At 70.7% G+C, this 13,613-nt stretch carries 10 protein-coding genes; 6 read left to right on the plus strand and 4 right to left on the minus strand.

Annotated elements, in window-relative coordinates; genetic code table 11:
• Positions 1–89 precede the first annotated feature (89 nt).
• Positions 90–1,538 carry a hypothetical protein gene (locus tag WMF14_RS14895; protein ID WP_437801582.1) on the minus strand — a complete coding sequence of 483 codons (1,449 nt, stop codon included), beginning with the start codon at positions 1,536–1,538 and terminating at the stop codon, positions 90–92.
• A gap of 397 nt (positions 1,539–1,935) precedes the next feature.
• Between WMF14_RS14895 and WMF14_RS14900 the strand changes: the two genes are divergently transcribed.
• A complete protein-coding gene (locus WMF14_RS14900) occupies positions 1,936–2,721 on the plus strand; it encodes a hypothetical protein (RefSeq protein ID WP_437801584.1) in 786 nt (261 codons plus the stop codon).
• A gap of 144 nt (positions 2,722–2,865) precedes the next feature.
• On the opposite strand, the gene WMF14_RS14905 is transcribed toward WMF14_RS14900, so the two are convergent.
• On the minus strand, positions 2,866–5,271 hold the full coding sequence (locus WMF14_RS14905) for a hypothetical protein (RefSeq protein ID WP_437801586.1): 2,406 nt from the start codon (positions 5,269–5,271) through the stop codon (positions 2,866–2,868).
• 347 nt (positions 5,272–5,618) lie between these two features.
• On the opposite strand from WMF14_RS14905, the gene WMF14_RS14910 reads away from it, so the two are divergent.
• The 4 genes from WMF14_RS14910 (at position 5,619) to WMF14_RS14925 (ending at position 9,317) form a co-directional block, all read left to right on the plus strand.
• Positions 5,619–6,860 carry a hypothetical protein gene (locus WMF14_RS14910; RefSeq protein ID WP_437801588.1) on the plus strand — a complete coding sequence of 414 codons (1,242 nt, stop codon included), beginning with the start codon at positions 5,619–5,621 and terminating at the stop codon, positions 6,858–6,860.
• A complete protein-coding gene (locus WMF14_RS14915) occupies positions 6,857–7,132 on the plus strand; it encodes a hypothetical protein (RefSeq protein WP_437801590.1) in 276 nt (91 codons plus the stop codon). The genes WMF14_RS14910 and WMF14_RS14915 overlap by 4 nt, the downstream gene beginning before the upstream one ends.
• Before the next feature lie 333 nt (positions 7,133–7,465).
• On the plus strand, positions 7,466–8,224 hold the full coding sequence (locus WMF14_RS14920; protein ID WP_272103551.1) for an SDR family NAD(P)-dependent oxidoreductase: 759 nt from the start codon (positions 7,466–7,468) through the stop codon (positions 8,222–8,224).
• Between the two features lie 97 nt (positions 8,225–8,321).
• Positions 8,322–9,317 (plus strand): aldo/keto reductase, encoded by a 996-nt coding sequence (locus WMF14_RS14925; protein WP_437801592.1) that lies wholly within the window; start codon positions 8,322–8,324, stop codon positions 9,315–9,317.
• A 45-nt stretch (positions 9,318–9,362) separates the two neighbouring features.
• Here WMF14_RS14925 and WMF14_RS14930 read toward each other — a convergent pair whose 3' ends face one another.
• Both WMF14_RS14930 and WMF14_RS14935 read right to left on the minus strand, forming a co-directional pair.
• Positions 9,363–10,754: a sigma-70 family RNA polymerase sigma factor gene (locus tag WMF14_RS14930; RefSeq protein ID WP_437801594.1), complete on the minus strand. Its 1,392-nt coding sequence runs from the start codon at positions 10,752–10,754 to the stop codon at positions 9,363–9,365.
• A gap of 254 nt (positions 10,755–11,008) precedes the next feature.
• A complete protein-coding gene (locus WMF14_RS14935) occupies positions 11,009–12,652 on the minus strand; it encodes a ribonuclease J (protein WP_437801596.1) in 1,644 nt (547 codons plus the stop codon).
• A gap of 179 nt (positions 12,653–12,831) precedes the next feature.
• Between WMF14_RS14935 and WMF14_RS14940 the strand changes: the two genes are divergently transcribed.
• Positions 12,832–13,374 carry an SPW repeat domain-containing protein gene (locus WMF14_RS14940; RefSeq protein WP_437801598.1) on the plus strand — a complete coding sequence of 181 codons (543 nt, stop codon included), beginning with the start codon at positions 12,832–12,834 and terminating at the stop codon, positions 13,372–13,374.
• Positions 13,375–13,613 lie beyond the last annotated feature (239 nt).

Raw genomic sequence — 13,613 nt, forward strand, 5'->3', positions numbered from 1 at the left:
CGAGGCCTAGCGCTGCCTCGCGCCCCTCATCATCCATTATCCGGGCTCTCCGCCGGTCTGGGGGCGCCCATTCCACCCGGCCCGCCCGACTAAAGCGACTTCAGGTACTCCACGAGGTCACGCTTCTCGCCGGAGTCGAGCCCCAGATCGAAGCGCTCATTGTAGCTGCGCACGACGTCCAGCAGCGTCGCGAAGCGGCCATCGTGGTAGAAGCGACCCTTGTTCTTCGGCTTCATGAACAGCCCTAGCTCTCGGACGAAGAGGGCGGCGAGGTTCATCGTCTTGTACGAGTTGCCGGGCGCGCGGTTCGCCTGGAAGGCGTCGATTTTCATCTCCTCGGGCGTGTGCAGGTTCCAGCCAGCATCGGTCCAGAGCGGCTTGTTGTGGCAGTCGGTGCACTTCGCCTTGCCGGTGAACAGCTTCGCGCCGCGCTCGGCGGCCTCCTCGTTGAAATCGCGCCCCGGCTCCGGCTTCGGCGCCGGGAGCGCGAGTTGGTAGAAGTGCAGCGCCGGGAGCTTCGACGTGACGAGATCGTCCTTCGGATCCACGACCACATTCCAGATCCCGGTGGCCGCGGCGTTCGGGTACTTGACGGGATCGTTGAGCCTTGGATCGAAGAAATTACCCTTCCCATGGAGCTGGGTCACGGCGACAAACGCGTTCCAATAGGGCACCGAGCCCCAGTTGCCCGTCCATGTGTGCTCGTTGACGCCGCCCATATCGAACGCGTTGGGGAGCAAGGTCGCGGCGGAGGTCCTTTCGTCAGGCGGGGGCAAGGTCGCGAGGGAGAGCCCTCCGTCAGTCTGGAACGCCTTCCCGTCGAGCAGCAGCTCGGCGTCGTACTTGCCCGGCCCCCAGCTGAGCAGAACTTCCCTCACGCCTGCCTCGGTGATGCCCGCGGGCACCTTCGGCAGCAGGTCGACGATCGGCTGGAGCGTCGGGGCCGTAGCGATGATGGCGCCGACGTCCAGGTCGCGGTTGGCCCAGCCGTCGAGGCGCGTGCCGATGCCTGGACGCACGGAGTCGTTGACCGTGGAGTGACAGAACGCGCACTGGAGCCCGATGGAGATCAGCTTGCCGTGGTCGTTGAAGAAGCCCGTCACCCCGAGTATCGCATCGAGCTGCAGGAGGCTCAGCGTGACGGCGGGATCGTCGAGGTCCACCTGGCCACGCGCGATCTTGTCCCGGAGCCGCGACGGGAGCGCGTCCGCGTCCACCTTCAGTCCGAGCTCCAGCGCTTGAGCTGGAGTCACCTTGGCGATGCTCTCGTGCAACCGGAGCTCGCCGCCCCAGAACTGCTCGTCGCCGAAGGTGTCGAATCGGAAGATGTCCTGTCCTCGCTGGAGCAAGTTGCGCGTGTTTCGTTCTGTGGTGGCTTCGAAGTCGCTGAATCGCCCGCGGCGGGGAAGTTCATCCTCGGCGGAGGCGACGTGCTCTGCGCCCTCGTCCCGGTCGGCCGAGTTGCACGCGAGCGCGGCCACGCCGAGCGGAAGCGTCGCTCCGACGAGCACGAAAAGCGGGGTGAGATGTGTCGTCATGGTAAGACCTTTCGGTGTCTTCGTGTCCTGCTGCGAATCCAAAAGTGGTTTGTCTGCCTTCGCGGGCAAGTAAGAGAGTCCATGATCGTTCCGTCGGGTGAGCCGCTCGTGCGCGTGTCGCCAGCCAGCGACAGGCGTTGAAGGCAGAGGTCTCGCCATGTTTGTGGGCGTTGCTTCCCGTTCGTGCCGACTGGGGATTCGATGAAATTGGGAGATGATGGATTGAGCTTCAGGCGATGGACGCCTTGCGCCCTGCACACAAGGGGCTGCGTCCGGCTTGGCGTCCGCAGCCTCGGCCTCCGCGAGGAAATGGGCTACCGTGCCGAAGGGCGCGCTCCGTAGAGCGGTGGTCAGCCGCCGCGGACACCGGCCCGTCTTGGCGCTCTCGGATCCCTCCATGCTGAACCTCCTTCTCCGCCTCTCCCCGCTGCGCCCCGCCGTCCGCCTCGAGACCGTCGAGCGGCGCGACTTCACCGAGCCGCGCCTGCGTGAGCTCCACGCCCTCTCGAACGCGCTCATGGCAGAGGACTTCGGGCACTTTTGCGTCCACGCGAGGACCAACGATGTCGTGCATGTCTTTCGCCGCGCCGACACGGGGGCGATCGTCGGCTTCCAGTTCTGGAAGACCGCGCCGCTCGCCTTGCCCCGCAGCCGCGCCATCGTCGGCGGGAAGCTCAGGATCTCGCCGGACTTCCGGACCCGCGGGCTGCACCTCGTCTCCGGCCTCCTGTTCTTGCTCGAGACGAAGCGCCGCGCGCCGCGGACCCGCCTCTACCGGCTCTCGATCGCCAGCCTCTTCGGGTTCGTCTCCATCACCGAGGCGCTCGCGCGCTACGAGCTCTTCGATCCGAAGCGGCGGGGCACAGCGGAGGACGAGGCGGTGCGCGAGGCGTTCCTGAAGCTCGCCAGGGAGAGCAACTACCACGTCGACGACGAGACCGGCCTCGTTCGCGTCAACATCTTCATGACCGAGGAGACGGTGAGCCGCTATTCGCCGCGCTATTTCGAGCGCCCGGCCGCGCGGCGCTACGCCGCCGCCAACCCCGGCTTCCGCACGAACGGCTGCTACGCCGGCTTCTGGTTCCGCTTCACCAGCGAGAACCTCCTCGCCATGACCCGCGCCGTCACGAGGAGGCTCTTCCGGCGGGACACCCCCGTTGCTCCACCGCCCGCGCATGGATAGCGGTTCAGGATGTCCCTTGCCTTGGAGGGCGAGAGGTCTTCGCCTCGGGGAGGTCGATGCCGACTACGGCGAACGATCTCGTGGGCGCCTCATCGAGCGCCCGGATGACGTCGGTCGGACGGCGTCCTCGGTGCTCGAGCGCGATCAGCGGTCGAACGTCGAGCGCATGCCCCCGCCGAAGCTGACCGTCCACGCCTCCTTCGAGCGGCGCGGGTTCCAGAACACCCGCACCGGATGGTGAAATGGATAGCCCTCGTCCAGCACGAAGGTCGGCGCCTCATCGTCGAGGTTCTCGGTCAGCCAGAGCCCGTCCCGCTCCGTCGTCATGTACATACGGTGCGCGTTTTTCGGGTCGATGGCGCACGACTCGACGCGATATCGATCGCTGATGCGCTGCCATGTCGCGCCGCGATCCCTGGTCCGGTACAGCCCCCCGTAGAAGCGCTCGTCGTGGCTGAAGACCGCGGTGTACCAGGTGCTCTCGGTCCTGTCGTTCGGATCGATGACGATGTCCTTGGTCCAGTAGTGCATCTCGGGCGAGGAGCGGTCCTCCCACGCCGAAGCTCCAGGCTGGAGGAGGAACACGCCGGACCTGTCGGTGAACGTCCGGGTGTTGCCGGGCTGATGGCCAGAGTAGGTGGCCACGATGCTTCCGTCCTTCAGCACATGGACGTTGTAGGGGTGACCCTGCGTGCGGGGCGGGGCCGGGAGCGCGGCTGGCGCCGCCCCCGGCGCGCTCAGATCGAGGCGATAGATCCCTCCCGTCAGGCTGTTGACCGCGCTCGCGTAGAGCTGATCTGGATCGTTCGGATCGAGCGCCAGCCAGACGACGGGACGCCCGAGATCGGCGAAGAGCGACCACGTGGCACCCTTGTCGGCGGACACCATGATTCCCCCTCTGGACGGGCGGCTCGGCGTTCCGTCGAGGCGCGCGTCGCGCAGGTAGGGGCTCTGGTAGATGTCATGAACGCTCCCGGTCGCGGCGTAGAGCGCCCCCGTGTATGGGTGCCTGACCACGTGATAGGTGGTGTTCAGGGACAGGCCGTTCGCGCCGTCGCGAGACCAGGACTCGCCGCCATCCTCGCTCAAGGCGCTGCGGATGTCCGTGAGCGACGCGAACATCGTGTCCTCGTCGTAGAACGTCAGCCACCAGCCCGACGTCTGCTCGACGCCGCTCGTGCGGTAAACGCCGGACTTGGGTGTGTCCGCTCCCCTCGGGTTCTCATCCGCTGGTTTCACGTAGGCCTGCTGAAAGGTCCTGCCCCCATCCTCGCTGACGTGGACGAAGCCGAGATCCGTGAGGGCCACGCGGTCGGGATCCGTGGGCGACACCGAGAGGCCGAGAGCGTACTCGCCGAACTCCCAGTCCATGTCTCCTTCGAACCCGCTCCATCCGGTGTCGATGTTGGCGTTGTGGTCGGTGCGGAACACGTGCTGCCAGGTCTCTCCGCCGTTCACCGTGCGGAGGACGATGGGCGAGAGCTTCTCGCGATCGCCGCCGGCGACGTACGCGACGCGGGCGTTGTCGTCGGGCATCGCCACGAAGGCGAGCTTGTCGGCCGGTCCGAGCCCGGACGTCGCGGCTTTCCAGCGCCTCTCACCGAGCTTCAGCCGGTAGAGGCCAGCGTACGCGTCCAGCTCGCCGCCGGTCGTGTCGGCGCTGATGAGGGCGTTGCCTTCGCCGTCCGTCGCGGAGAACGTGACCGCGAGGAAGGTCGTCCTCTTGCCGTGCCCGGAGCCGGCGAACGAGACGATCTTCTCGCCCGCCGGCATGCCGCCGATCGACGTGTCGACGGCGAAGGTGCCTCCGTTGTCGTGCGAGACGAGCAGTCCGTCGCTCGTACCAACATAGATGTCGCGCCCATCCCAGTAAACGCCGCCGACCAGGAGGCCGCCCGGCCAGGTCGTCGCGTGGACCGAGCGGAAGGTGCGGCCGCCGTCGCGCGAGAAGTAGAGCTCCGTGGAGTCCGAGAAGAGCAGCCGCCGCGTGCCCTGCCGGTCAACGAACAGGTAGTGGCCGTCTCCTGGCCGCCCTGGCGTCGTGATCTCGGCGTCCCACGTCGCCCCCCCGTCGGTGCTCTTGGCCAGCGTGGCCACGTCCTGGATGCCGTTCGTGGACAGCGTGTAACTCACCCCATAGAGGACGTCGGGATCGGCGGTGAAGCGGAATTGTGAGAGGACGCCGCCCTGGAGCTTGTGAAAGTGCAGGGTCGTCCAGCTCCTGCCGAAATCCCTCGTGCGATAGACCCCCTTCATGTCGCTTGCCATGAAGATTTCGCGGCCGTCGTGCGGGTTGATAGACGGCGAATAGAGGGCGCCCCCGCCGCCCACACCCCGTGATTGCCACCGGCGGCGCGCGCTCCAGGACCCGTGCTTCTCCAGATCCTCGTTCGCCCTGCTCGTGCCCGCGGCGAGGCGGTCGCTCGATGCTCTCGTCGCCTCGTGGATCGCGGCCTCCTCCGCGCAGCCTCCCGCGAGCAGCGCGATACCAAGGACCAGCGGCCCCGCCGTGGTCCTGAAGTCGATTGTGAATCCAGCGTGGTTCGTCATGTATGCTCCCTCACGCTTGCAATATCAGACGCTCAAGCGCCTGTGTGCGACGCTTTGGGGATCGGCGCCTCGTTTGCGTGATCCGGTCACGCGGCAGGGCAAACGTCTACCGCGGGGGTATGTTTGCGTAGGTGTAAGGCCAGATGGGGTGACGTGGCCTCCTTGTCGTACCGCGAAGAGGCGAGGCCGACGTCGGTGTCGTCGTAGGAGTGTTCCGACGCTTCGTAGACCCAATCGTCGCGCTCATGTACGAGATCGGCTATCCAGCGAGAAGATCCCCGGAGCCTCCTCCGATCCGCCACATCTTGCGCGCAGCCCGGCCACGGCGCGGCGCCACGCTCCGTCTCATGACCGACCTCTCGTCCTCCGCCGGCGTCGCGGTTCGCCCTGCGGCGGCTGGCCGCCTGCGCCGGCTCGGCGCCGCCGCGCTGTCGCTGCTGGTCGCCGCGGCCGTGTGGCTGCCGTGCCTCCACCTCTTCTTCCGGAGCGAACCGGGCGAGCACCGCGCCGCTGGCGCGCTCTCGCCGCGCGGGCAGGCGCTGCTCGCGCATCAGCTCTCGCTCTGGGAGGAGGGCGGCGCGGCGCAGGGCGCGACGCTCGCGCGGATGCGGGCCGCGAACGCCGAGTGGGACTTCATGGGACGGACCTTCCTCGTCCTCGGCCTCGCCAACGCCGCGCTGCGGGATCCGGGCGCCGAGGCGCGCCACCTCGCCGTCATCGACCGGATCGTCGACGAGACCCTCGCGATCGAGCGCGAGCGGGGGATGCTGCACTTCATGATGCCGTACGCCACGCGGCGGCCGTTCGTGCAGCAGCCTGCGCGCAGCCTCTTCGTGGACGGCGAGATCGCGCTCATGCTGGGCGCGCGCGCCCTGGTCGCGCGCCGCGCCGATCACGAGGCCGAGCTCGACGCGCGCGTCGCCGAGATGCGGTCCCGCATGGAGCGGAGCCCCGTGCTGTCGGCCGAGAGCTACCCCGACGAGTGCTGGACCTTCTGCAACACGCTCGCCCTCTCCGCGATGCGCATGGCCGACGCGCTGCACGGGGAGCGCCGCGGCCTCGAGCTCGGCCGCCGCTGGCTCGCGGCGGCGCGCGCCCGGCTCCTGGACCCGAAGACGGGGCTGCTCGTATCGAGCTACACCCACGACGGCAGGATCCTGGACGGCCCGGAGGGCTCGTCCCTCTGGCTGGTCGCGCACGCGCTGCTCCTGATCGACCCTGATTTCGCGCGCGATCAGTACACGCGGGCGCGCCGCGAGCTCGGGGCGGAGCTCCTCGGCTTCGGCTGGGCGCGCGAGTGGCCCCGCTCGTGGGCCGGCCCGGAGGACGTGGACTCGGGCCCGATCGTGCCGCTCGTCGGGGCGAGCGCCGGGTCGAGCGGATTCGCGCTGCTCGGCGCCGCGGCCTTCGGCGACGCGCCGTACCTCGGGGGGCTGCTCACCTCGCTCGACCTCGCCGCGTTCCCGATCCGCGAGGGCGACCGGCTGCGGTACGCCGCGAGCAACCAGGTCGGCGACGCGGCGATGCTCTACGCGCTGAGCTTCGGCCCGCTCTGGGAGCGGATCGCCGGGGCGGGAGGTGCCCCGTGAGCCGACAGCTGGCCCTCGGCGCCGCGATGCTCCTCGCGGCCTTCGCTGTCTGCCACCTGCTCGGCCTGCGCGAGCAGGTGTCCGTGCTGAGCGGCACGCCCCCGCCCGCCGGTGGGGGCGACCCGTTGCTCGGCGTCGCCTACGCGCTGGCGTGGTTCGGCGGCGTGGTGTTCGCGCCGATCCTCGCGATCGCGGCGGGCGTGCTCGCGGTCGTCGACCGGCTCCGGTCGCGGCGATCTGCGCCCGCTCGGACGGCTCCGCCGCCGCGCTGAGCGGCTGCCTGCGCCACCTCGGCCGGCTCGCGCGGGGCGCCTTCGCGCGCGCCGCGCTGGCTCCGCGCGCGTCGGTGATGGGCGAGCTGCTCCGCCCGCAGCAAGGCGCCAGCAGCCTGCTGCCTGCGAAGCAGACCTGCCGCCCGGCGTGCCGGCGCGCGCGGCGCCGCCAGGAGGGCCCGGCAGGCGCGGGCAGGGCGACGCGGACGCCGGCGCACGCCATCCCCTCTGCGAATAGCGGCAAGCGCAGGGTGGAATGAAACGTGCTTTGGCGCGGCTCTCTCGGCGCGAGAAGACACATGATCTCGTGTCTGCCGATGGAAGGAGCTGATCGTGGATCTCGAACTCACCGGCAAGCGGGCCATCGTCACCGGCGGCAGCCGCGGTATCGGCAAGGCCATCGCGCGGGAGCTGGCGCGCGAGGGCGCAGACGTCGTGATCGCCGCGCGCGGCAAGGACAAGCTGGAGGCGACCGCCGCCGAGCTCTCGGCGGAGACGGGCCGCCGCGTCGTCCCGCTGGTTGTCGACACCGGCAACGAGACCTCGGTCAACGCGCTCGTCGAGCGCGCCGTCGCCGCGCTGGGCGGCGTGGACATCCTCGTCAACAACGCCGCCGTGCCGGGCGGGATCTCGACCGCGACGCGCCTCGACCAGATCGTCGACGCGCAGGTGATCGAGGACATCAACATCAAGGTCGTGGGTTACCTGCGGACCGCGCGCGCCGTCGCGCCGCACCTCATCGCGAACGGCTGGGGCCGCATCATCAACATCGGCGGGCTGGCCGTGCGCAAGGCCGGCCGCCCGGTCGCCACCCTGCGCAACGTCGGCGTGGCGGCGATCACCAAGAACCTCGCGGACGAGCTCGGCCCGAAGGGGATCAACGTCACGGTCGTGCACCCCGGCGCGACGCGCACCGAGCGCGTCCGGCCCGAGCCGGAGAAGGAGTTCGCCGCCTCGGTGAGCATCGGCCGGATCGTCGACGCCCGCGAGGTTGCGTGGGTCGTCGCGTTCCTCGCCTCGCCGAGGAGCGTCGCGATCAACGGCGACGCGGTCGTTGCCGGCGGCGGGAGCGTCGGGCCGATCTATTATTGAGCCCTGAAACGACGGGCCCGCGCCCCCTGCGGGAGCGGGAGGCGACCGCGCCAGCGCGACGCCACGAGCAACCTAGCCAAAGCACCAACGGAAGATCATGAGCATCCCGACGACCCGACTCGGCCGTACCGGCCTCACCGTTTCGCGCCTGTGCCTGGGCACGATGACGTTCGGTTTCCAGACGGACGAGGAGACCTCCCGCGCCATCCTCGACAAGGCCGCTGGCGCCGGCGTCAACTTCCTCGACACGGCCGACGTGTATCCGCTGGGCGGCGGTTTGGAGGCCGCCGGGCGCACCGAGGAGATCGTCGGCCGCTGGCTCAAGGGCAAGCGAGACCGCTTCATCCTCGCCACGAAGTGCGTCGGCCGCGTCGGCCCGAACCCGTGGGATCAGGGCGCCTCCCGCAAGCACATCCTGGACGCGATCGACGCCTCCCTGCGCCGGCTCGGCACCGATTACGTGGATCTCTATCAGCTCCACTCCGACGACCGCGACACCCCGATCGACGAGACGCTGGAGGCGCTCGACCTCGTCGTTCGCTCGGGCAAGGCGCGGTACATCGGCGTATCCAACTACCTGGCATACCGCCTGGCGCGCGCGCTCGGCCGCGCCGACGTGCGCGGGCTCGCGCGGTTCGTGTCCGTGCAGCCGCGTTATGCGCTGCTGTTCCGGGAGATCGAGCGCGAGCTGCTCCCGCTCGCGCAGGAGGAGGGCCTCGGCGTCATCCCCTACAACCCGCTCGCCGGCGGGTTCCTCACGGGCAAGCATCGCCGCGGCGAGCCGACGGCGGGCACCCGCTTCACGCTCGGCGCGGCGGCGTCCATCTACCAGCAGCGCTACTGGAACGAGCGCGCGTTCGCGACCGTCGAGAAGCTCTCGGGCATCGTCGCCGAAGCAGGCCAGTCGCTCACGACCGTCGCCGTCGCGTGGGTGCTCGCCAACCCGGCCGTCACGTCGGCCATCATCGGCGCCAGCCGGCCAGACCAGCTGGACGCGACGCTCTCCGCGGCCGAGCTCTCGCTCGATCCGCAGCTCAAGGCCCGGCTCGACGAGGCGACCGCGGAGTTCCGCCACGGCGACTCGCCGCGCTGAGCCGGGGTTGAGGCCGCCGGCGCGCCTTCGCGACGGCAGCGCCGGTCAGCCCCCGAGCGGCGTCTCCAGCGCCTGCCTCCGCGACAGCGTCCGCAGCTTGCTCAGCGCGCTCTCCTCGATCTGCCGGACGCGCTCCCGGCTCACCGAGAACATGCCCCCGATCTCGGCGAGCGTGTGCGGCTGCCCGCCGTCGAGGCCGAACCGGAGCCGCAGCACGTCGCGCTCACGCGGGGTCAGCGCCTCGAGCAGCGCAGAGACCTGCGCGTGCAGGCGGCGGTGGACCAGGAGCTCGTCCGGCGCGGCGCCCTCGCTCGCGAAGAAGTCGCCCTGGCGCGCGCCGTCGTCGTCCCCGACCGGCGCGTCGAGGTACACGGGCGGCAGTGCCACCTCCCGCAGCGTCTGGAGCTTCTCCATCGACAGCCCGCTCCGCTCGGCGACCTCCTCCGGCGCCGCCTCGCGCGCGTGCTCCTGCTCCAGCTCCCGCCGCGCCTGCAGCGCCCGGCGCCGGGTCTCGGCGATGTGGACAGGCACCCGGATGACCTGACCCTGGTAGAGCAGCGCGCGAGAGAGCGCCTGCTTGATCCACCACATCGCATACGTGCTGAACCGATAGCCGCGCCTGTAATCGAACTTCTCCGCCGCGCGGATGAGCCCGAGATTGCCCTCCTGGATGAGGTCGAGCAGCGGCACGCCGCGGTGCCGGAGCTGCCGGGCTGCCGCCGCCACGAGCCGCAGGTTCGCGCGGACCATCTCGGCCCTCGCCTCCGCCGCCGCACGGCCGGCGACGCGCATCGCCGAGAGCGTCCCCTCGATCGCCTCGCGCCCGCGTCCATCGACCGCGGGGATCGCCGCGCGCAGCGCGCGCTCGATCCGCTCCTCCACCAACGGGCCCAGGCGCACGTCGGAGAGCCCAGACGAGAGGGCGGCGCGCGCTCGCTGTCCGCTCGCCTCCGTCCGCCCGGCCTCCGCCAGGGACCGCGCGAGCCCGAGCAGCCGCGCCATCGTCACGGACGTCGCGTCGCTCGGCGCGTCGCCTCCGTCCGCGTTCAGCAGCAGATCGCTCATGTCCACCCGCCCCGCCCGCAGATCGTCGGCGAGCGCCGCGAGCGCCCGCAGCGCGACGGGCGACGCGACCCAGGCCTCGATCATCGCGCGCTCCGCCGACTCGATACGACGGCCGAGCTCCACCTCGAGCTCGCGGCTCAGCGGCGCGCTGCCCGAGATCTCCTGGAGATAGACCGCGGCGACGTCCTCGCTCGGCCGCGCCGGCGGCGCAGCCCGCCGGCTGGCGGGCGCTCCCTGCCGCGACGACGGGGGAGGGCGGGGGTCGGCGCCGCGCTGCTCCTCGGCCCTCGCGCCGGCGACAGCGCGCCTTCCCTCCAGGATCGTCGTCTCCGCCTCGCCCAGGAGGCGCGAGTTCGTGGGACTGTCGTTCATCTCGCCTGCTCCACCATGGTGCCGCGTCGCGCGGTGATCCGCTCGGGCGCTCGCCGGGACACGCACCCTCAGGGCAACCCCCCAGCATGGACCATGAAGCGACTCCGGTCATGCCGCGACAGAACAAAGGGGCTCCGCGGTCCGCGCGATCCAGAGTGCGCGACAGCCGCGCTCACTCCAGATCGCCTGTCGGCGCGGTCAGGCGCCGGGCCCGCGCGAGCCGCCCGGGCCGCCTGACCGAGAGGCGTCGGACCTTACAGCAGGACGGCCAGCGGGAGCACGGCGGGGCGCCGCGACGCCTCGCGCCGGAATACCCGCCTCACGCCTCGGCTGAGCGCGTCCTCCAGCGCCGGCGCCAGCGTGCGCGCCGCGGGCGACAGCGCGGCGAGCGCGTCGCGCGCGCTGTCGAGCGCGGCGGCGTACAGCGGACCGCCCTCCTCGAAGTGGGCCACGCCGCGCCCGAGGAGATCGGGGCCGCGCAAGATCTCGCCCGTCTTGCGGTCGGCCACCACCAGGACCATCACGAGCCCCTGATCCGAGATCTGCTCGCGCTCCCGGAGCACGATCTCGGAGACGTCGAGCCCGCCGCGCGCGTCGAGCCACACCCGGCCGCTCTTCACCGTCTCGCCGAGGCGCATCCGGCCATCCTCGATGATCAGCGAGTCGCCGTCCTCGACGACGAAGACCCCCGACGGCGGCACGCCCATCCGGAGCGCCGTGCGCGCGTGGGCGAGCAGCATCCGGTACTCGCCGTGGATGGGGACGAAGTGCTCCGGCCGGACCGCGTCGAGGAGGATCTTCTGCTCCTCGGCTTGCGCGTGGCCGCTCGCATGGATGGGATCGAGGCCGCGATCGAGCACGACGGCGCCGCGCTTCGCCAGGCGGTTGGCGAGCTGGCTGACGGCGATCTCGTTGCCGGGGATCGCGCGGGACGAGAAGATCACCGTGTCGCCCGGATCGACCCGCAGCCGGTGGTGGTCGCCCATGGCCATGCGCGCGAGGGCGCTGTTCGGCTCGCCCTGCGCGCCCGAAGCGAGCACGACGAGGCGCTCGGGCGGGAGCGAGGCCGCCGTGGCGTCGTCCACGAGCACGCCGGGAGGGACGCTCAGGATGCCGATCTCCTCAGCGATCCGCGTGTTGGTCGCGAGGCTGCGCCCGGCGAGCACCACCTTGCGGCCGAGCTGGGCGGCGAGGTCGAGGACGCTCTGGACCCTGTGGACGTTGGAGGCGAACAGCGCGACGAGGATGCGCCCCTTCGCCTCGCGAAACCGCCGGGTGAACCCTTCGGCCACCGCGGTCTCGCTGACCGACCAGCCGTCGCGCTCCGAGTTGGTGGAGTCCGAGAGGAGGGCCGCCACGCCGGCGCGGCCGTACTCGGCGAAGCGGCCGAGATCGAGCCGCTCGCCGGCCACGGGGGTGAGATCGATCTTGTAATCGCCCGTGTGGATGAGGATCCCCTCGCCCGTCTCGATGGCGTAGCCGACCGCGTCGGGGATGGAGTGGGTCACGCGGAGGGGCTCGGCGCGGAACGGGCCCGCCACGAAATGCCGTTGCGGCTCGACCTCGCGGAGCGGCACGTCGATGCCGTGCTCGGCGAGCCGCTCGCGCACCAGCCGGAGCGTGAAGCGCGTCCCGTACACGGGGACGGGGAACTCGCGCAGCAGCGACGGCAGCCCGCCGATGTGATCCTCGTGGCCGTGCGTGACCAGCACCGCGTCGACCCCGCCCGCCTCGCGAACGTAGCTGAGGTCGGGGATCGCGACCTCGACGCCGAGCACCTGGTCGTTGGGGAACATGACGCCGCAGTCGACGAGCACGCGGCGGCCTTCCTCCTCGATCAGCATCGCGTTCATCCCGACCTCGCCGAGGCCGCCGAGAGGAATAATCCGGACTCCCATGGGCACAGCCTAGCATCGCCGATCGCACGAACAGAGGCCTCCGCTGGAGGCGCGCGCGGACCGGCCCGCGCGGAGGCGCGGGCGCGGGAGGGCCGAGCTCAAGAGAGCTGGGCCCCGCGCTGGGCAGGAGGCCTGTCCTCCGGTCTGCGGATTGCCTCTGCGCAGAGCGGGAGGACCTCATGGCACGATCCAACGTTTCGCTGGGCGCATACGAGCTGCCGACGACCTACCTGCCGCCAGACGACGTACCGACTGCAGAGCTCGCCTCGCTCGCCCCGAGCGTGCGGGCGGTGCAGCGGACGACGACGATCCCCGCGAGGCCGCTCCTCGGCGCCGTGCCCCTCGCGCGGATCGTCCCCGAGGACGTGCACTCCGTCCTCGACTACTCGAACGGACTCATCGTCGCTCTGGCCGGGCTCTCCGCGCGGACGAAGGCCGCAAAGGTCGCGGGCGTCGCGCTCGGCGCCTCGGTCGTCTTCGTCTCCCTGCTCACCGACTACCGGCTGAGCCTGGCAAAACGGATACCGATCGAGGCGCACGAGGTCATCGACCATGCCTTCGGCGCGTCGGCGATCGCGGCGCCGTTCGCGCTCGGCTACGCGAAGCGCGACCCGCTCGCCGCGGTCATCCACGTCGCCGCGGGGGCGGTTACGATCCTGGGGTCGCTGCTCACCGATTATCGCGCGGTGAGGGGCGCCGGGCGCCGGCCGAGGCGGGCGTAGCCGCGCGCGAAGCCGGCCAGCGCCGGCACCTCCCCATGTGCCGAGTCGCCCCACCCTCGGTCCCACCAACGGTCCCCAACGCTCTATGCGAGCCGCTGTATCCAGGCACGGGACTCGCGATGACCGTACCACAGCGCATGTCACACACACCGCCGCAGCGAGGCTGAGAGATTCTCTTGCTTTACTGCGGGAAGTTACCCCGGATCAGCAGAGAAACCGCCATGGCGCCAAGGTCGCCA

The sequence above is a fragment of the Sorangium sp. So ce693 genome (genome assembly GCF_051521375.1).
Classification (GTDB): Bacteria; Myxococcota_A; Polyangia; order Polyangiales; family Polyangiaceae; genus Sorangium; species Sorangium atrum.